Source organism: Haladaptatus salinisoli, from assembly GCF_020614375.1.
GTDB classification, from domain to species: domain Archaea; phylum Halobacteriota; class Halobacteria; order Halobacteriales; family Haladaptataceae; genus Haladaptatus; species Haladaptatus salinisoli.
In genome coordinates this window covers 447,669-466,182 of record NZ_CP085330.1, presented here as the reverse complement: position 1 = coordinate 466,182, position 18,514 = coordinate 447,669, and the positions used below count along the sequence as shown (strand labels likewise).

13 protein-coding genes are annotated in these 18,514 nt (G+C 57.9%); 4 read left to right on the top strand and 9 right to left on the bottom strand.

Going from position 1 to position 18,514, the window contains the following annotated elements; all coding sequences use genetic code 11:
* The first annotated feature begins 48 nt into the window (after positions 1–48).
* Positions 49–1,089, top strand: a complete 1,041-nt coding sequence (locus tag LIX00_RS22835) for an enolase-like domain-containing protein (RefSeq protein ID WP_227356819.1) — start codon at positions 49–51, stop codon at positions 1,087–1,089.
* Here the strand turns inward: LIX00_RS22835 and LIX00_RS22830 are convergent, their stop codons facing one another.
* Positions 1,090–3,354 (bottom strand): PAS domain S-box protein, encoded by a 2,265-nt coding sequence (locus LIX00_RS22830; protein ID WP_227356818.1) that lies wholly within the window; start codon positions 3,352–3,354, stop codon positions 1,090–1,092.
* 308 nt (positions 3,355–3,662) lie between these two features.
* On the opposite strand from LIX00_RS22830, the gene LIX00_RS22825 reads away from it, so the two are divergent.
* Positions 3,663–5,069 carry a right-handed parallel beta-helix repeat-containing protein gene (locus LIX00_RS22825; protein WP_227356817.1) on the top strand — a complete coding sequence of 469 codons (1,407 nt, stop codon included), beginning with the start codon at positions 3,663–3,665 and terminating at the stop codon, positions 5,067–5,069.
* On the opposite strand, the gene LIX00_RS22820 is transcribed toward LIX00_RS22825, so the two are convergent.
* From LIX00_RS22820 to LIX00_RS22785, 8 genes are all read right to left on the bottom strand, one after another.
* A complete protein-coding gene (locus tag LIX00_RS22820; protein WP_227356816.1) occupies positions 5,066–6,568 on the bottom strand; it encodes a flippase in 1,503 nt (500 codons plus the stop codon). The two genes, LIX00_RS22825 and LIX00_RS22820, sit on opposite strands and share 4 nt — an antisense overlap.
* Entirely contained in the window at positions 6,565–7,758 is a 1,194-nt protein-coding gene (locus LIX00_RS22815) for a glycosyltransferase family 4 protein (protein ID WP_227357157.1), read from the bottom strand. The genes LIX00_RS22820 and LIX00_RS22815 overlap by 4 nt, the downstream gene beginning before the upstream one ends.
* A gap of 1 nt (position 7,759) precedes the next feature.
* Positions 7,760–9,700, bottom strand: coding sequence for a putative glycosyltransferase family protein (locus tag LIX00_RS22810; protein ID WP_227356815.1), 1,941 nt, complete (start codon positions 9,698–9,700; stop codon positions 7,760–7,762).
* Between the two features lie 86 nt (positions 9,701–9,786).
* Positions 9,787–10,845, bottom strand: coding sequence for a DUF1616 domain-containing protein (locus LIX00_RS22805; protein ID WP_497007355.1), 1,059 nt, complete (start codon positions 10,843–10,845; stop codon positions 9,787–9,789).
* A 1,202-nt stretch (positions 10,846–12,047) separates the two neighbouring features.
* Positions 12,048–13,169, bottom strand: a complete 1,122-nt coding sequence (locus tag LIX00_RS22800) for a glycosyltransferase family 4 protein (RefSeq protein ID WP_227356813.1) — start codon at positions 13,167–13,169, stop codon at positions 12,048–12,050.
* 193 nt (positions 13,170–13,362) lie between these two features.
* Positions 13,363–14,394, bottom strand: coding sequence for a lipid II:glycine glycyltransferase FemX (locus LIX00_RS22795; RefSeq protein ID WP_227356812.1), 1,032 nt, complete (start codon positions 14,392–14,394; stop codon positions 13,363–13,365).
* Between the two features lie 5 nt (positions 14,395–14,399).
* The gene (locus LIX00_RS22790; protein WP_227356811.1) at positions 14,400–15,281 is read right to left on the bottom strand and encodes a polysaccharide deacetylase family protein; all 882 of its coding nucleotides are present in this window, start codon (positions 15,279–15,281) and stop codon (positions 14,400–14,402) included.
* Positions 15,278–16,591 (bottom strand): glycosyltransferase family 2 protein, encoded by a 1,314-nt coding sequence (locus tag LIX00_RS22785; RefSeq protein WP_227356810.1) that lies wholly within the window; start codon positions 16,589–16,591, stop codon positions 15,278–15,280. Before LIX00_RS22785 ends, LIX00_RS22790 begins: the two co-directional genes overlap by 4 nt.
* A gap of 284 nt (positions 16,592–16,875) precedes the next feature.
* On the opposite strand from LIX00_RS22785, the gene LIX00_RS22780 reads away from it, so the two are divergent.
* Together LIX00_RS22780 and LIX00_RS22775 are read left to right on the top strand one after the other, a co-directional pair.
* The gene (locus LIX00_RS22780) at positions 16,876–17,418 is read left to right on the top strand and encodes a metal-dependent hydrolase (protein WP_227356809.1); all 543 of its coding nucleotides are present in this window, start codon (positions 16,876–16,878) and stop codon (positions 17,416–17,418) included.
* A gap of 103 nt (positions 17,419–17,521) precedes the next feature.
* Positions 17,522–18,496 carry an aldo/keto reductase gene (locus LIX00_RS22775; protein ID WP_227356808.1) on the top strand — a complete coding sequence of 325 codons (975 nt, stop codon included), beginning with the start codon at positions 17,522–17,524 and terminating at the stop codon, positions 18,494–18,496.
* Positions 18,497–18,514: the final 18 nt, after the last annotated feature.

Sequence of the window (18,514 nt, the reverse complement as noted above, 5' to 3'; positions counted from 1 at the left end):
CGGGGATTTCCACCCGACAGTTAACTTTCTACCGACCGACCTTCGACCATGACGCTCTACGACGCGGTCGCCGACCTCCCGCTCGACATCGATTCCTGCGAGTTCGAGACGCAAGAGCGCGAAACATCCAGCGAGTTCACGCGCGTCACGACCGAAATCGTCCTCCGCGGCGCCGGCGAAACCGGGCGCGGCGAGGACGTGACCTACGACGAAGAGGACCAGCGCGCGCTGGCGGGAGCCGAGTTCGACCTCTCGGGCGAGTACGCGTTCGACGAGTTCTCGACGGAGTTGACCGACCGCGACCTCTTTCCGGAGGGGCCGTCCCGCGACGATTTCCGTCACTACCGGCGGTGGGGCTTCGAGAGCGCGGCGTTGGACTTGGCGCTCCGACAGGCCGACACCGACCTTCCGACCGCTCTGGACCGCTCCCCTTCCCCGGTGCGGTTCGTGGTGAGCACGCGACTGGGCGACCCGCCGAGCGCGGAGCGCGTCCGGCGGTGGCTCGACATCGACCCGGAACTGGCGTTCAAACTCGACGCGACGCCCGAGTGGTCTCCCGACCTCGTCTCGGAACTCGCGGAGACGGGTCGCGTTCGCGTCGTGGACATGAAAGCCCACTACGGCGACTCCGAGGTCAACCAGTCGCCCGACCCCGACCTCTACCGGCGCGTTCGAGACGGTTTGCCGAACGCGGTCATCGAGGACCCGGCGTACACCGACGAGACCGCGTCGATTCTCGACCCGGCCGCCGACCGCATCTCGTGGGACGCGCCGATAACGGGCGTCGAGAGCATCGAGGCGCTTCCGTTCGAACCACGGTGGTTGAACGTCAAGCCCTCGCGGTTCGGGAGCGTCGAATCGCTGTTCGCGGCGCTCGAACGCTGCGAGCGTCACGGCGTTCGGCTGTACGGCGGCGGCCAGTTCGAACTCGGCGTCGGTCGAGCGCAGATTCAACTGCTGGCGTCGCTGTTCTATCCGGACGCGCCGAACGACGTGGCCCCCCGCGGCTACAACGACCCCGACCCCACCTCCGGACTACCGTCGAGTCCGCTCGAACCGCCGAGCGTCGAGGGCTTCCGCCGAACGTAGTCACCTCCGGCGAATCTGGAAGCGCGCCCCGCCGTCGCGCCCGTCGCAAATCGAGACCGACCAGCCGTGCGCTTCCGCGATTCCGTCCACGATGGAGAGGCCGAGTCCCGACCCGTCGTCGGCGGTCGTGTGCCCGTACTCGAACACCTTTTCGCGCTCCTCCGGGGGGATGCCGGGACCGTCGTCTTCGACGTAGAAGCCGCTGACGATGTCGTCCGTCGAGCCTTCGGGCGCGTCCGGTTCGCGGTCGTCGTCGAGCCTCCCGACGCGGATCGTCGTCGCGGTTCCCGTGTGTTCGACGGCGTTGCGAAACAGGTTCTCGAACAGCTCCTGGAGTCGCCCTCGGTCGGCTTTCACCGTCCCCAGCGAATCCACTACAAGGGCACTCTCCCGCGTCTCGACGCTCGACCACGCCTGCCGGACGACCGAAGTCAGTTCGACGGTCTCCATCCCGCTGACGACCTGCCCTCGCCGAGCAAGTGTCAGCAGATCGTCGATGAGGCTCCCCATCCGGTCGAGGGCGTTCCTCGACTTGTCGAAGTGCCGTTCGTCGCCGCGTTCTCTGGCGAGTTCGAGGTGACCCTGCGCGACGTTGAGCGGGTTACGAAGGTCGTGGGAGACGACGCTGGCGAACTCCTCGAGGCGCTCGTTCTGGCGCTTGAGTTCCTGTTTTCGCTGTTTCCGCTCCGTCACGTCGCGGGCGGAACCGAGCTGCGCGTTCACACCCTCGTAGCTGATGAGACGCACGTTGAACTCCACGTGACGAACGTCGCCGTCGTTCGTCACGACGCGCGCTTCGTAGTGCGGTGAGGCGTTGCCGTGTGCGCGCTCCTCCGCGAGGCGCTCGACTCGCTCTCGGTCGTCGGGGTGTAACAGCTCCCAAATCTCCATCTCCGCGAGCTCCTCGCGGGAGTAGCCGCTGAGGTCGCAGACGCGCTGGTTGACGAACACGAATCGGTCGTCCCGGTAGATGTAGATGGCGTCGTGGCTCTGCTCGACCAGCGTCCGGTACTTCTCCTCGCTCTCGCGGAGCGCGGTCTGCGAATTGATGCGTCGGAGCGCTTCGCTGGCGTGCGAGACGAGCAGCTCGGCCAACTCCGCCACGTCCCGGTCGAACGCTCCGACCTCCCGAGACCCGGCCTGGAATATCCCTTCCTCGCCGACGGGGACGCTCAGGAGCGACCGATACTCGGCCTGCGCCGGGACGGCGTCCGACTCTTCGCGCACGTCGTCGACGATGTACGTTTCGTGGTTCTGGTACGTCCGCCCGGCGACGCCCTCGTCGACGCGAAGCCTGCTGTACCCGTCGTCGGTCATTCCCGTCGAGATGGCCTTCGGGACGAAGTAGCCGTCTTCGACGAGGTCGACGCCGCAGATATCGAACTCGAGGATGCTCTCCGCGGCGTCGACGGTGATATCGCATATCCCCTCCGCGGTCTGGCGCGCTTCCATCTCGGAGGCGACCTCGTGGAGTTCCTCGATCTTCTGTTTTTCCTCCCGGAGCGCTGCCTTGATGCGCTCGTGTTCTGCGATGCTCCGGAGGACGCCGACGGTTCCGCGAAACTCCTCGTCGTGCGTGAGCAAGCCGATGCGCGCCTCGCACGGCACCGTCTGCCCGTCAGCGGTTCGGAGCGTCACCTGAAGCTTTCCCACGTCCTCCTCCCCTCGAAGGAGTTTTCTGATGAATCGGTCGCCGCGCGTCACGTCAGCGTCGTTCAGAAGAACGGAGATGTGCTCGCCGACGATTTCGTCCCGGTCGTACCCCGACATCTCCGTCAAGGTGTCGTTGACGGCGGTCACGCGGCCGTCGGTGTCCAGCGTGTACACGCCGTCGCCCATCGCCTGCACGATGGACCTGTAGCGGTCGAACCGCTCGCGCGGCCGGCGAGCGTCGGCGACCGCGCGTTCGACCGCGTCGGCGACCGCGACGGCGCGCTCGCTCTCCGTTTCGGCGGGTACGTACTCCGACACGCCCGCTGCGATGGCTTCGCCGGCGACTCGTTCGTCGCCGGACGTTGTACAGAGCACGAACGGGACATCCGGGTGTCGGTCACGAACTCGCTCCAACAGGGCGACTCCGTTTCCTGTTGGAAGTTCGTGTCCGCTGACGATGCAGTCGACACTGTCGGCCGCTACTGCGTCGAAGACATCGTTTCCGTCGTCCGCAGTGTCAACGGATAGCTCCGATAAAACGTCGAGTTTACTCGGAGTTACTCCCGTATCGGCATCGGGATCAACGTACAGCACCCGGATGGTTGTCTCCATTCTATCACTTCTTAGTTGGACATGGGACTACTCTCCTAAAAATCAATACTATATCCGGGTGGCATTACGAGTATCGTCGTCAAAAGGAAGGACGAGGGAGCGCCAGGTGAGAGGGAGTCATCACCACCGAAGAGTTCACCAGCTAAACTGTTGATACTAATAAGGACTCTATCCTTCACTTTCTACGGATTCCGACTCGGATGGGATGCAAATGTTTATCGTGTTCCCTACCGACTTTGCGCAGGACGTTTCTGGCGCATTTCTCGGATAGAGGCAAAGGGAGTACAAAAAAACGACAACAACGTGAAATGACCGATAATCACAGCTACGAAACCCCAGAGAAGGGAGCGCCCGACTGGAATGTCCCGTTGAACAACAACTTCGAACGCCTCGACCGCGACGTCGAAATACGAGATAAAGAGGCGAACCTCAACGAGTACAAGCCTAAATCGGGTGCAAAATTCCTTGCGACGGATACCGAATCTGCATTTATCGCGGACGGCAACCGGTGGTTTCGGCTTTCGTCGACCGGGCGCGATCCGACATTTAACTCAGTCCAGACGAACACCTTAAACGGCGTTCCAGTCCTAACCGACGAGGGCGACCCACAGGCTACACTTGACGCCGCGGCTGATGCGGACGTCGGCGAAGTGTGGGTCGCCGAGCCGGTCGAACTGAGCGAACCGTTGGTAATTCCTCGGGGGCTAACGGTGCGGGGCAATGGAGTTTACGATTGGATAAACCGCACCCCGCACGGTGCTGGCTTCTACGGTGACGTCGACGGTGAACTCGTCTCTATCGAGCGGTGGGGGCGTTTGACCGGCCTCCGTGTAGAGAATCGGGCCGACGGTGGGGTCGGCATCCGGTGTAACGGATACACGGTTGTCGATAACTGTCACGTATTCGCTCGCGGCATCGGACTGCACACTCTAAGGAAAGACCAGTGGGATGCAGAGACGAAGATTCGCGCTAATACGTTCATTTCCGATACCGGGAGCGGCACGGGATCGAAGGGCGTCTACACCAACAACGTACCCGATATTGAGTGTCACAACAATATGGTCGTCGGCTTTGAGACCGGTATTTACCTCAACAAGGGCGAACAGCAGGTCACCGAGAACCACGTTTACACCGGGACTGTCGACAGGATCGACTACGGCTTCCGGTTCGATGGACGCGTGCGATTGATAGGCAACAAGACTGACGTCTGTAACGTCGCCTGTGTCGAATTCAAAACCGGATTCACAGAGCAGATTCACAACAATCGTCTGCTGGCAGGCGACGGAGCAAGTTGTATCCACTACAACTTTAGCTCACCAGCCAAGATTTCTCGTAGTTGTATCACGAACAATTGGTTCGCGAGTACGACAGGAGGATACGTCGGCGATGCGGCCGTGAAGGGGACAAACGTGACCGGTGCCTACCAAACCATTATCGAAGCTAACACAGCAGAGGATTTCCGGAATACCTCCATTCGTACCTCCAACGGAGGGACGGTAACGATATCCGCCGGAAGCTCATCGAAGACCGTCAATCATGGCCTCGTAGACAGTCCACGTGCTCAGGACATCTTTATCACGCCTCAAACGCCTCTCGGCGAAGGGACGACGTTGTACGTGGGTAAAATCGGCGCAGATGGTTTCGAACTGTCTCTTAATACGAATCCCGGCCGAGACGTGAGAGTCTCGTGGAGCGCGTCGTTGCGGGATAATTAAAGAAACCGACGAACGTACGGAACCGTGATGCCCGCGGCGTCCTCCACGTAATTGAGAAAGATTTCATCGGCGGCTTCGAGCCCACCGCTCGTGACTACGGCGAGAACGGTTACCACGATTGCTAACACGGAGGTTCCGACGAGCCCACCGAAGGAGAGCGTAACAGACTCTGAGAACAAAATCGCTACTGGGACCAAAAGAAGCGTGGCTATACCCGCTCGGATCAGCGGCTTCGAGACCGGCGTAACGTCGAAGCCGACCCAAAGTACTGCACAGAGGAAAATATTAATGTAGATGAAAGACAGCGCCGAAGCAACTGCCGCGCCGAGAATACCGTAGGTTGGTATCAGCACTACGTTGAGTGCGATATTACCGATGAAAGCGGTGATGTTAGCGTACATGATGTGTCTGGTATGTCCGAGTGCCATTAGCGTCTCGTTGTTGAGACCCGCGATAACGCGGACGAAAAAACCGACCGAGAGCACGATGAGCACCGTCCCGCCAACGGCATACTCCGAACCGAAGATTGCCGCGAGGACATCTTCCGGGAAAGCGACGAACAAGAGGAATACCGGAAAAGTGGCGACGTACATCCATTTCGTGGTGATCCGGTACAGACTACGAATACGCTCGTGCTCGCGAGCGGCGTCGAGTTCGGAAACCATCGGTAGAAAAAGAATACCGAACGACTGGAGAACGGTGGCGATACTCATCGCCAACGGGTAGGCTGCGTTATAAATCCCCACGTCGGTCGAGGGGCGGAAGTAACCGAGCATCATCGTATCAACGATGTGGAGTAAGAAGATGCTCGTGGTTGCAACCACTAAGGGTAACGAGAAGACGAGCAGTTCCCTGGTTTGTACTTCGATAGCACCCAATAGAGGCGCAATCCGATTGAGAAAGAGATGAGCCAGTACCGATGCGAAGGCGGCCGCGAGAAGATAGGCGTATCCTGCAGCCAAAACCCCGAAACCAGCAAGTAATAGGGCTACGAGCACCAGGATACGAATGGCCGGATACGCCAAGTCCTCGACGATTTCATAGTACACGGTGTTACCGTGGCCGCGAATCGCGGCGGCCGTAATTCGAGCGGCGACGATGAACGGAATCGAGAGGGAGAACAACCACAGCATCGATCCTGCGGACTCGCTTTCGAACAACCGTCCGACGAGAAACGGTTCGAGCATATATATGGCAACCAACGCACTACCAGTTATCGCACCCGTGACGACGATACCAGCGAACCAGACGCCACGTTGCTGGGTGCGACGTTCGAAGCGAGGGATGAAACGGGGGATGCTCTCGGTAAAACCGGCGAGAGCGATGACGGTACAGAAGGACAGTAACGCGAGTCCAACGCTCACGTCTCCGTAGGTCGTCGGTGATAGCACTCGTCCGAGGATGATCCGCTCGAACAATTTCGCCGATGATCCCACTACGTTCGCGACCAACACGACAGTCGTCCCAGATAGCAATTTGGAGAGATCGGTGGAGTTCATCGCTGATTCACCACCGTTCGGAGAACGGTCTCCAACTGGTCGATGACGGCCTTCCAACTGTAGGTATCGCACGCAAAGCGGTGACCCGTTATGCGGACGTCACCTCGATTAGCGTCGTTGAGAACGTCGGCGACGCGTTCCGCGAACACCGCCGGGATATCTGCCAAGAAGACGTGTTCTCCCCCCTCGAAGGCAGTTCCCCTTATACCGACGCTAGTCGTCACAACTGGTTGTGCTGCCGCCAGCGCCTCCAGAAGTTTTATTTTCATACCACCACCCTGACGGAGCGGGACGACGGCGACGTCGGCACCGGCAATGTAGGGTTCGATGTGCTCGACGCGACCCGTCACGGTCACCCCTGGACGGTCACTCAGTTCGCACACGGTCGGGTCGGGATCCTTGCCCACGACAAAGAACGTGGCCTCCGGATGTCGCTCGCGAACACGTGGGAAGATGTCGTGTACGAACCATCGGACTGCGTCGATGTTCGGCTTGTACGACATCGATCCAGTGTAGACGATAACCGGCTGATCTGTTGGATAGAATTCCGGACGCTCGACGGAGCGAAAGCGTCCGATGTCCACACCTACCGGTGATTCGAAAGCGCATTCGGCGACGTTGGGGTACCGGTCGGTGACTTCGCGTCGTTCGTCCGAAGAGAGGAAGACGTAGGCATCCGCCCACCTTTCGCGGTAGGCGGCGCGCTCGTAGCGGAACAGACGCGCGGCCTCGATGGCGTACGCGGCCGCCACTGGGGACGGAATGAGAGAACGCGCCATCCCAGCCAATAGGCGATACTCGACATTGTGAACACCTATACAGGTCGGCACGCTGCGGTCGTCGGCGTACTCCGCCATTGGGGTGTACTCGACGAATATCGCGTCGATACCCTCTTTCACGAGTTCATCCAAACGTGTTTGGAGCGCCTCGCTTCGCGTACGCGCGGTTAGATGAGGCGTCCAAGGGCGTCTAAGTTGTTCGGCGAGGGCCCCGTCGCGAGGGAAGTAGGTGGCTGTAGTGCAGTAGGCTTCCATCCGTCGCTCACGTTCGGCCATCCGCTTGTCGACGGGCGCGAGGACGTGTATTTCATGACCCCGGTCGTAGAGTCGAGAGATACGGTTGAAAGCAACGACTCGCGCGCCCTCGTTGGGCGGGTAAGGTGGACTCGGCGTCACCCAAGCTAAGCGCATCTTAGCCCTCACCGCCGGAGCGGAGCGTGGTTTCGTTTGGCAGCCAGAGAACGCCCGTCGCGCCGGAATCGTATACCTTACTCTGCCGATTGGCAGTCTTCTCGATCCACGCTCGGGAGACGTACAGCTGATCGTGGTGCATTCGCTCAGCGTAGGTCTGCACTTGGTATTCCGACCAGCTCGTTCGGTAGACGAACAGTCCCTTTGGCGCGACGATTCCTGTCTCCACGAGTTGAGCGCTTTGCGTATCTGAGCGCCCGAATCGATACAACGCCATGTTTGTAACCACGAAACTGCTGACGTCGTCGGACTGCGCTACGAATGCAGTAGTCGCTCGGAGGGACTCGTACTCTCGTTCCGAGAAGTCCGTCTGCGAGGTGGTCGACTGGACCCCGTAAAAGTCATTTGGCATCGCGAGGGGTGCCAAGGTTCCGAGTACCAGAACGAATACGACCAGTGGTACGGCAAAATATCTGTTGTTTGTCCGTGCGACCGCTACTAATCGACGGAGACCGACTGCGACCACGAAAGCGAAGAAGAACACCCACACTACTCCGATACGGTCGGGCGATTTCAGTGCCGATAATGGCGACCGCAACACGAATACGGCTCCCACGACGCCAGCGGCCAGGATTGTCGGATGAATCGGGACGCCGCCTCCGTTCTCTGGCCACGATGGTGACTCCAACAAGGAGACGATCCCGAGAAGGAACAGCGCTAGCAGGGCGGTGAAATACGCGCCGGGGACACCCACTAACCACTTGAAGCCGACTTCGAAACTGGAGGGTACCGTAGCTCCCAAGCCATACGCCGTCCCTGTGGTGAACGAACCTCCTAAACCGGCGGCGATCATGTAGCCGAACGCCTCTGATAACTCGACGAAGAACGACGGAGATTCGAAGTACCAGTACGCGAACGCCATCAGTAGACTGACTCCGAGCGGCCAGTAGTGTGGCTCGACTGGAGAACGTTCTCGATACAGGTGTGCTAACGCCTCGGAAGCGTAGTTACTCGCCGCTAGTACCAAGAACACCGGGAGGAACAATATGAACGTCAAGTGGTGGGTGAACGTCGCAGTAGCGAGTACGAACCCAGCGACCACTAACCATGCGCGGTTATTTCCTCCAGAGTAATAACGGAATGAAATGTGGGTCAGAATTAGTAGGAAAATGACTGCGAGCGATTGTGGGAAGAAGTACGCGGAGTACAACGAGAGGTGGTACGCGAAGGTCGTCGAGAGAGCGACGAGAAGTGCCAATCGTGTCTCGAAGGTCACCGCTTTGGCAAACGCGAACACCAGTACGATCAGTGCTGCGTACGAGACGATGCCGGTAACGAGTAAAGCATCGTAGGCGGGTATGCCAGCGAAAAGGCTCACAGCCCCAACGAGCGCGTGGAGCCCGGGGAAGAGGGAGTAAATGCCGTCGATAGCAGCGGGCGTCCCCGCTTTGAGAAATTGCTCCACGTGGCGGACGTGAAAGAACGTGTCCCAGTTCCCGAAGTAGAATCCGGATGTCAGATACTTCACCGTTGGGGACAATGCGAAAAGAACCACGATTTGAGCTAGTACGGCGGTCGCGGAGGAGTCCCCCCGAAGTTGGAGCGCGACTAGCGCGTATCCGACGACGAGACCGGGGACGATTGCCAGTCGGTTGTCAGTGAAACCAACCGCGCCGATGCTGATAGCGACAACAGCCAAGACGAAACGCGGATAGACTGATACGTACTGGTCGGATACGGCGGAACGCCTAGTGGGCGGATCGAACGAGTAATAGACCATCAGTGCAAGCAGCAGGCCGGCGAGAGCGTAGCTTCCTTGTAACGCGACACGCGGGCCGAGCGCAGTGTACGCGATGTAGAGAAGAACGAGCACGGTTGTAATGCCACCCGCGAGGACGAGGTGAACCCGCCTATCGATCGATAGTGAAGGAAGTGTTGTCATTTAGTTCTCCGCTGATGTGGCTCCGAGCGTTGTTTCAAGACGGATCAACTTCCTTGCGCGATGCTGGATGACGGCCATTCGACTGGTCACTTCTCTTGTACCGCTTGGATAACACGATTCTCCTGGTCGTTCAAGCCCAAACTCGCGCCGGTGGCGAGTCGGCTACCGCTCCTAGCATTGGCGTCGAGGGTGACTGGTGTCCGGCGGGAGCATTTACATCCGTACTCGTGACTCGGGCGCTTGTCAGCGGCTACCGATGCTGTATCGCCGTTAGGTCTGACGGTTATCCAGAGATGCACTTGGCGGTACGGATTTTTCTGATCCGAGCGGGGGGTTCGCTTGTGGAGATAGAACGCGACGCGGAGGTGATCTCCGACCATCGTTGGTTCGAGGGTGACCGAGCGCCGGTCGGTTTCGTCGGGTTTTAACCGAACGTCGTAACGTGCAAGTTCTTTTGACTCGACGATCTCCATCGTCTCTCCGTCCCGTTCGACCCGCTGGAGCACCGTGACTACGGTGTACTCCATGGGCCGGTTCTCGTGATTACCGACTCCAACGACGATAGAACGCGTCTCCCCTTTGGCGAACGTTGTCGGATAGTTCTCGGCTGAGAGGTCGCCGTCGGCTGTCTTCGAAAGCAGGTACAGTTCGCTGAATGCGTCGTTCGAGTCCTCCGCTACCATGGAATAGCCTGTGCCGATGAGTGCAAACATCAGCGCCAATGCCAGAACGACGTTGGCGCTGGCCTCAAGTCTCGTCGGCTTCACAGTCGATTTATAGACCGATCGTGCCCGTTTTCGAATCGGAATCGCGAACCGCTCGTCTGGCTGAACGGACGCTCGGCGAACCACAGCGACAGCCGTCGTTATCTCCGTCAGTCCGCCGACCGCGGTTGCAGCCGAGCTAAATGAAACGCCCCAGTGGGTAAAAGTTAGCGCGAGGATTACTAACGGTACGGTTGCAACCGACAGTAAGACCGACAATGCGACCCGTTCGGCACCGTCGATACCTCCAATTTCATCGTTTGATCGCCGAGGAAACAGCGCAGCAGTGATTGCGTATCCGAAGAAGAAAAGCGCGAGACAGATGCCTAGGATGATGCGCAGCAGTGAATACCGGACTAACGGAGTGACGCTCATCAGCATGGCAACCGCAGTTAGCAACGCTACGGCTGCGAGATCAGGAGGAATACCGATTCTACCTGTGTCATTGAATTTGTGAAGGCGACTTGTGTCATCGGACATTACTTATAGTGTACCCCAGTCGGTCAGCCCCGACTTTGTTATTGACTCGATTCTATCGGTGTCGCTTGGATTAGCGAGAAAAGGGGAAGACCGCCGTCGAACGCTCTCAATCGATAGTAACAGTAACGGGCGTTTCGTGACAACTACGTCCGTCTACTATCCGAAATCCGCCGTTTCCAACGCGGGGAAGGTCAGGACCGTCGATTTTGCAGTAGTAGTCGGTTTCGATCGGCGAGTGACCCGTCGTTGTTTGCGGGGGTGTCGCTCTTCTACTGGTCGGCGTATCGAGACCTCCTCTTCACCCCGCTATAACCGTCTCAAACTAGTATTACACGAGATCGCTATTCACTACGAGGAGCGACAAACTAATCGCAACGAAGTGAATTCGGAAATTCACGTACCGCTCAATACTCCGCCGTAGCCGTACACACCGTACCCCTGAAATTTTCCTTCCGCTCCTTTTTCGAAACTGCCTCTCGGCGACACGAAATTTATATCCGATCCCGGATAAGCGATCGGATCGCCACCGTAGCCGTATCGAGTGAATGAAACTACGCTTCGGTCTCTGAGACCCTCGTCGATAGCTCTGATTCCGAGAAAGGTAACGATAGCCGAGATAAGAAACGAACGTCTGTTTATTCTCGACGACAGTGACCGCAACCCTGTGAAGGCTATTCTTTTTATGGTTAATCCGGAGACGAAAGGGGACTGGCCATACATCGTTCTAGCTACGCGACGAGAAGGTAAAAGAAATTAGTAAGATTTCCAGACCAGTTACGACCAAACGAATCTATAAGGCGTTTTTTTGATCGCATCATCGGGTGCTCCGATCCGAATAGTCGTTCACAGGAGCCATCTCGACGGTGATCGATAGTATACGAGAAATATCTCCGCCAACCGTTTTTCGTTCTCCACGTAACTAAACGTAGTACTCTAGTTCGTCGGTACGTATCCGAGATGAGCAACGCCATCGCATTAATGGAGAGCGAGGGTTTTATCCGGACTTTCTCGACTACTCCACCGGTGGATTCAATCGAGAACGAGCTCGTGATACCGTGACTCATACGAATTAGAGCTCTACTATGTTAATCGGCTCCTCTGCTCTATCGATTTCCGCGTATCGCCTTTCGATACAGTCCGACGTACTCTCTCGCAGCCCGTTCCCACGTGAACTCCGCGACCCTAGACTCACACTGCTGCTCTAACTCCGCTAGCCGTTCTTCGTCTTCCAAGAGCGTAAGAATCCCTTCGGAGAACGATTTCGGATCCTTCGGTTTGGTTGCCATGCCGGCACCGTCCACGACTTCAGGAGCCGAACCTGATGTCACATAGACGATGGGAAGTTGCGCCGCCATCGCTTCGAGGAATACCAGTCCGAACCGTTCACCGTACGAAGGAAACGCTAACAGGGTCGCATCACCGTAGAATTTGGCCAGAACGTCGTCGTCAGCATCCGTTATCCTCGTGACGCTGTCCGAAAGTCCTACCCTTTGAATCTTGGATTGTATTTCATCCCCGTTCTTTCCCCCTCCTAACAGTACTAATTCCACGTTCCCCCGGTACTCGTCCGATACTATTTTGTATCCCTCTAGCAGTGTATCGATGTCTTTGTACTTGTGGAATCGACCGACGAAAAGAAGAACGTCAGCGTCGGGTTCGATTCCGTGTTCTTCTCGTACATTGCCCGGACTGATCGACGCAAATCGTTCAGGACGGATTCCGTGGGGGATTACGGTCGCATTTAAACCGTGCTCCTCTCGTAATCTTCGCCGATTGTAGTCCGATACGGTGGCGAACTCTCCGAATCGAGCGACGATTGGGAGGAACAGTTTCAGGCTGGTCCACCACTTCAGTTGTGTCTTTATACCGCTAACCATCTCGCGCGGTTCTCCAATCCCGTGCGCAGTAAACACGAACGGCGTATCGCCGGTGTACTTCGATATTACAGCGGGCCAACCGAGAACTCCGTAGTTGATGTGAACGACATCGTGTTCGGGAAACGCGGTCACGTCGCGAAGATAGCCGTCGAGCAACCCCTTTTTCGAGGCGACCGTGACGTTTGAGGGAACGTCTTTCCACCACTTGTGGCTAGTGGGATCGTCGATCGACACTACCGTAGGGTAGATCGTTACTCGGTCACAAAGTTGCGCTAACTCGCGTGTCAGTTCGATAGTGACTCGGCCGTGTCCACCGTAGTCTATCGTCCCCTGAAACGCTACATCCATAGTAGGTTCGCTCAACGATGTTGTGCATAAGTATTGAGTGGATGAGCCGTAACGGGAACAGACAATAGTTTGACAATGTTCCGTTAACCGCGGCACGAAAGAGGTGATTCTGGCGAAAATTTGGCCTCTCGAAATTCAAACTAACGCCGTACCCGCGCTCGTTTAACGCTTCGATCGAAACCACCGCGCGGGATTAGAGGCTAATATCCTTCCGTACTCTGGGTCCGAGTAGTCGTACGACGGGTAGCGGTAAACGTCGCCAGATATTCTTTACCGTATCGTACTTCTCGTTTTCGGGGTGCGGAAGTTCTACTCGCTCGTTCGGATAATAGTGAAAGTCGTCGAGCCAGACTTTTCTCCCACCGAAACTCTTTTTGAACATGTACACCCCGGATCCCTCCCTCGTTCGGCCCAAATCGTACGTCGCATATCCGTTCTCCGCACTCCATTCGAGTGCCTTCCAGAGCAGTAAACTCCCTCCGTCTAAATCGCGTCGTTCGTAGTTGGAGACGCTCCCCCAGTGAAATACTCGGTCGTCGAAAGGATAGAATATGATCCCGTTGACTAACTCTCCATTTTTCTTGGCAAGATAGAGCTTCATTCGACTGCTCCCCAATCCCTCCCAGAGCTTTCGATAGAACTTGAACGAATGCGGTGGACTCCCGTGGCTTCGCATGTTATCGACGTAGAGGTCGTAGTAATCCTTCAAGTCCGCGAGAGTTTTCCCCTCCTCGAATTCTAAAGCGTTGTCTTGAGCGCTTCTGACGTGCCCACGACGGCTGGAATCGAGTCGCTCCCAGACCGCTTCTGAACCCCCTTCGAGAGGTATCTCGAACGTGACGAATCTATTTTCTTTACTAAATGTCGAATCACCGAGATCAAACCCTCGTAGGCTGACGAAATCGACGTTAAATTCGTCCGCGATTTCTTTCGTCTTCTCGAGCAAGAGTCGCTTTACCGTCTCCGGTTCGCTATCGGCTAGAACGGCTGATCCCCGTTCGGAGAACGGCATCGAGACCAGCTTGTCACCGAATAATCTACTCCGCATGTACACGAGTGGCAATCCACCGACGAGTTCCCCCTCCTTCTTCACTCCGATGTACAACCGCTGGTGATCGTACAGTTCGCAGGCGCTGCCCCACTCCCAGAGCGTGAAGACGGACCCCCCGTTCCCTTCGACGAACTTGTTCCACTCCTCGTGGTCTCTAACTAACCCCACCCTCATCGAAGCTAGTCGACTATCGACGAAGAGTTATTTTTTTGGGTTTCGTCATCCATCGGGCCGAACACGTCCTCTATCGAGCCGAACTCGAACGAATTTAACAGTTGGTCGAGCTTCTCCCTCGTTCGATCGATTCCGTGAAACGTGATGAATCGATTGTGAGACGGCAGATCGGCGACCTTCACAGCCGGATTAAATTCCCACGGGTGGAAATACAACGTCGCAGGTATCTCACGGCGGTTCAGTAAGCGAATGCCCCATTGGATGACTCTCACGGGGAGCAAGCGTGCGTAGAATCCTCCGGCGATAGGCATCCGAATCCGCGGATGAAACACCGCGGCCGGGAACTCCCACAGTTCACCGTCGACTTTCGCGGTGAACGGATCGGTCACGTCTACGCTGTAGGGGTAGACGGCCGCTCTAGGGACTCCGTACATCGGCGTCCACGCCGGGAAGACGCTGGAGTCGTACCGATACCCCTCGGCGAGGAGTGCATCGAACGCCCACTCGGTCTCCGGCCCGACCGAGAAATTCGGCGCTCTGAACCCCTCCGGGCGTCGTCCCGTCGCCGATTCGATAGCGTCGGCACTGGCGGCAAGTTCTCGTCGAAACGAGACGGCGGTGAGATCATGGAGGGGCGTATGGGTGTGACCGTGCGAACCGATTTCGTGGCCGTCGTCCGCGAGCTGCTCGATTAAGTCGGGATATTCACGTGCGAGTTGGCCGACGACGAAGAACGTCGCGGTCACCTCGTGTTTGTCGAGGAGGTGGCGGACGATGGCAACCGACTCGTGAACGCGATCTCGCGGATCGTCGACGGCGTCCCGAACGAGCGTCGCGGAATACCAGTGTTCGAGGTCGAACGTGAGCGCGTTGGGCACCGATGTCATCCTTTACCCCCGTTTGTGTGTGTTTCGAGCGAATGGAGGATGATCGCGGTGAAGCAAGCGAAGATGCCCGTAAGCAAGAATAGCGTCGAGGTGACTGCTAACCCGAGCGAAAACGTTTCCGTTCGAATATAGTCCGAAAACGCCCAGTACCCGAAGCCGAATCCCACGAGTACTCCGACGAACCCCGGAGCGCCGAGAATTGTAAACGGTCGATCACGCTCGATCGTCTTGATGATGTTTCTTATTAGCACGATACCGTGCTGAACTGGGTTGAGACTGCTCCCGCTTTTTACATCGTAAGCGACTTCGATACTCACTTCCTCTATTTTATAACCGTGATTGTGGGCGTGATAGAGGATGTCGGTGCTCGCATCCATCGAACTCCCGAGAGTCCCGTCCTCGGCTAACTTTTCGATCGCGTGGGCGTCGTACGCTCGGAATCCGCTTTGCGTGTCGCTAATTCTCGAATCGGACCTGACGACGCCGAGGCTCAAATTCGTAAGAAAGTTTACGATGCGGAGCCCTATTTGGCGGTATCTCGGGATATCGCTTCTAGCGCTGCCGGTGAACCGGCTACCGATGACGAGTTCCGCTCCGGTTCGGCGCTGGGCGGTTACGAGCCGCTCTACGTCCGCCGGATTATGTTGTCCGTCACCGTCGAGGACGACTAAGTGATCTACGTTCCAGAGGTCGGCTTTGCAGAAGAGCGTCTGTAGCGCCGCCCCGTATCCCCTGTTTTGTTTGTGTGTTGTTACAACTGCACCGGCCGCCCGAGCGCGGTTTGCCGTCTCGTCGGCGCTCCCATCGTCCACGACCAGGACGGCGTCTGCGTACTCACTCGCCTGATCGACGATTTCGCCGATCGAATCCTCCTCGTCGTAAGCCGGAATTCCGACGACGATAGAGACATCGTTCGAAATGGATGTTGCTTTCCCCTCAACGACGTAGTCGTTCGTCCGGAGAAAGCGTTTGATGCTTCTGTCGTAATCTAGTCGATCCTTCGGGTTTTTGTGGAAGACTACGCCCGGAAATCCGAACTCCTTCGCCGCGTGAGCGAGGTTGGAGCGGAGCGACTCGAAGCTAATCTGCGGCGACTCTAAGTGTAAGACGTGGCATCCGAGTTGCGTGGCTACTGTGACCGACTCGGCGTTTTTGTCGCCCGCCTCCACGACCAGCGTCGGATAACCGTGCCGCTTCGCCCGAAGAATAACGCGTGCGATGGCATCAGCGTTGGTTGGAGTTGCGACTACGCCGACCGCCGGCTTGTCGTATTGTCCGATCAGCGGGCGTTCGTTCTCTTCTGAGGACATACACTATCAGTGGACGTTTCCATTAGTACGAGACTATTCCAGAGGCACTAGAATTTCCGTCGGTTCGTTTGAAAGGTCGGTTGTCATTTAGTTATTAGCCCGAATCCTTGGAGAGCACCGTTGGTGTCCGCGAATTAAGTCGTCGGTATTCACGGCTTCGGGCGAATCGAAAGGTCGTAACAATGTTTACCCGCAGTTAAGTGACGAATAACTCTGCGGAATTCGGCGGTAACGACCCCGCGTGGCCGATTTAATTAAGGTTCGGCTTCCCTTCTGCGCGCACTGTGTGGCCGTGGGGACATCTCGCATTTGGCTACCTTGCGTACTCGCTCGTCGCTCACCGGTGGCGAGGTCGTCCGCCGGACGGTCGCGAAGCGATCGTCGTAGCTATCGCGACGCAATTTCCTGACATCGTCGACAAGCCACTCGCGTGGACGGTGCCGATTCTCCCTAGCGGTCGATCGTTCGCCCACTCACTGCTCACCGCGTCGATCATCGTCACGTTCGTCACGATTTACTGCCGGAGAACCGGTAGAGAGGGAGCACTCGCGTTCTGTGTCGGCTACTTCTCCCACATCGTTGGCGATGCCTTCGGCCCCCTCTTGGCGGGCGAGTACGTTTACCTCACGTTTTTACTCTGGCCCGTTCTTCCGGTCCGTGCGGACACCGAACCGAGTTTCGCCGCCCACTTCGAGAGTCTGCTCTCGCTCGGATTCTCCGCGCCGGAACTCCTACTCGTCGCGGTGACGATACTGCTCTGGGTGAGCGACGGCGTTCCGGGTTTGTCAGAGTTCCTCGACGTACTGCCGCGGCCGAATCGGTGGTAGCGACCGGGAAGTCGCTTTTAGGTTTCCGGTGGATTACTCGGGAATCTACTCGGAAATCTCGACCGGACATAGGTTTTTCCCGTCCGCGTGCGACTTCCGCGACATGGAGTACACGACGCTCGGCGACACCGGCACGAAGGTCAGTCGCATCTGTCTCGGCTGCATGAGTTTCGGGTCGAGCGACTGGCGCGAGTGGGTCCTCGACGAGGACGAGAGTTTGCCCATCATCGAACGGGCCATCGACCTCGGCATCAACTTCTTCGACACGGCGAACATGTACTCGCGCGGCGAGAGCGAGCGCATCCTCGGCAAAGCGTTGGAGGGCCGCCGCGACGAGATGGTCGTCGCCACGAAGTGTTACTTCCGGATGGACGAGGACGACCCGAACTCGGGCGGCCTCTCGCGGAAGGCCATCGAGCAGGAACTCGACGATTCGCGCGACCGACTCGGCGTGGACACCATCGACCTCTATCAGATTCACCGCTGGGACGACGACACGCCCATCGAGACGACGATGCGCGCGCTGGACGACGCGGTTCGGCGCGAGAAGGTACGATACCTCGGCGCGAGTTCGATGTGGGCGCATCAGTTCGCGGACGCCCTCCACGCGAGCGACCGACTCGGACTCGACCGCTTCGCCACGATGCAGAACCACTACAACCTCGTCTACCGCGAGGAGGAGCGCGAGATGCTCCCCCTCTGCGACCGCGAGGGAATCGGCGTCGTCCCGTGGAGTCCCCTCGCACGCGGCTACCTCACCCGACCGCACGAGGAGATAGACGCCACGCTCCGCGGCGAGACGGAAGAGCACATGTACGAACACCCCTACCGCGAGGGCGGCGGCCCGGAGATAAACGAACGCGTGCAGGAACTCGCCGCCGAGAAGGGCGTCTCGATGGCCCAAATCGCGCTGGCGTGGCTCTTTCACAAGGACTGGGTCGACGCTCCCATCGTCGGGACGACCAGCGTCGAACACCTGGAAGAGGCCGTCGAGGCGCTCGACGTCGATCTCTCGTCCGGCGATATGGCGTACCTCGAAGAGCCCTACGAGCCGGTTCGCGTCTCCGGCCACGAGTGACGGGACGTCGGCCGGATT

Excerpts from the sequence above, each read along its gene's own strand:
- LIX00_RS22825 (WP_227356817.1), top strand. The coding sequence starts at position 3,663 with ATGACCGATAATCACAGCTACGAAACCCCAGAGAAGGGAGCGCCCGAC.
- LIX00_RS22810 (WP_227356815.1), bottom strand. The coding sequence starts at position 9,700 with ATGACAACACTTCCTTCACTATCGATCGATAGGCGGGTTCACCTCGTC.
- LIX00_RS22800 (WP_227356813.1), bottom strand. The coding sequence starts at position 13,169 with ATGGATGTAGCGTTTCAGGGGACGATAGACTACGGTGGACACGGCCGA.
- LIX00_RS22815 (WP_227357157.1), bottom strand. The coding sequence starts at position 7,758 with ATGCGCTTAGCTTGGGTGACGCCGAGTCCACCTTACCCGCCCAACGAG.
- LIX00_RS22820 (WP_227356816.1), bottom strand. The coding sequence starts at position 6,568 with ATGAACTCCACCGATCTCTCCAAATTGCTATCTGGGACGACTGTCGTG.
- LIX00_RS22805 (WP_497007355.1), bottom strand. The coding sequence starts at position 10,845 with ATGCTGATGAGCGTCACTCCGTTAGTCCGGTATTCACTGCTGCGCATC.
- LIX00_RS22790 (WP_227356811.1), bottom strand. The coding sequence starts at position 15,281 with ATGACATCGGTGCCCAACGCGCTCACGTTCGACCTCGAACACTGGTAT.
- LIX00_RS22775 (WP_227356808.1), top strand. The coding sequence starts at position 17,522 with ATGGAGTACACGACGCTCGGCGACACCGGCACGAAGGTCAGTCGCATC.
- LIX00_RS22795 (WP_227356812.1), bottom strand. The coding sequence starts at position 14,394 with ATGAGGGTGGGGTTAGTTAGAGACCACGAGGAGTGGAACAAGTTCGTC.
- LIX00_RS22785 (WP_227356810.1), bottom strand. The coding sequence starts at position 16,591 with ATGTCCTCAGAAGAGAACGAACGCCCGCTGATCGGACAATACGACAAG.
- LIX00_RS22830 (WP_227356818.1), bottom strand. The coding sequence starts at position 3,354 with ATGGAGACAACCATCCGGGTGCTGTACGTTGATCCCGATGCCGATACG.
- LIX00_RS22835 (WP_227356819.1), top strand. The coding sequence starts at position 49 with ATGACGCTCTACGACGCGGTCGCCGACCTCCCGCTCGACATCGATTCC.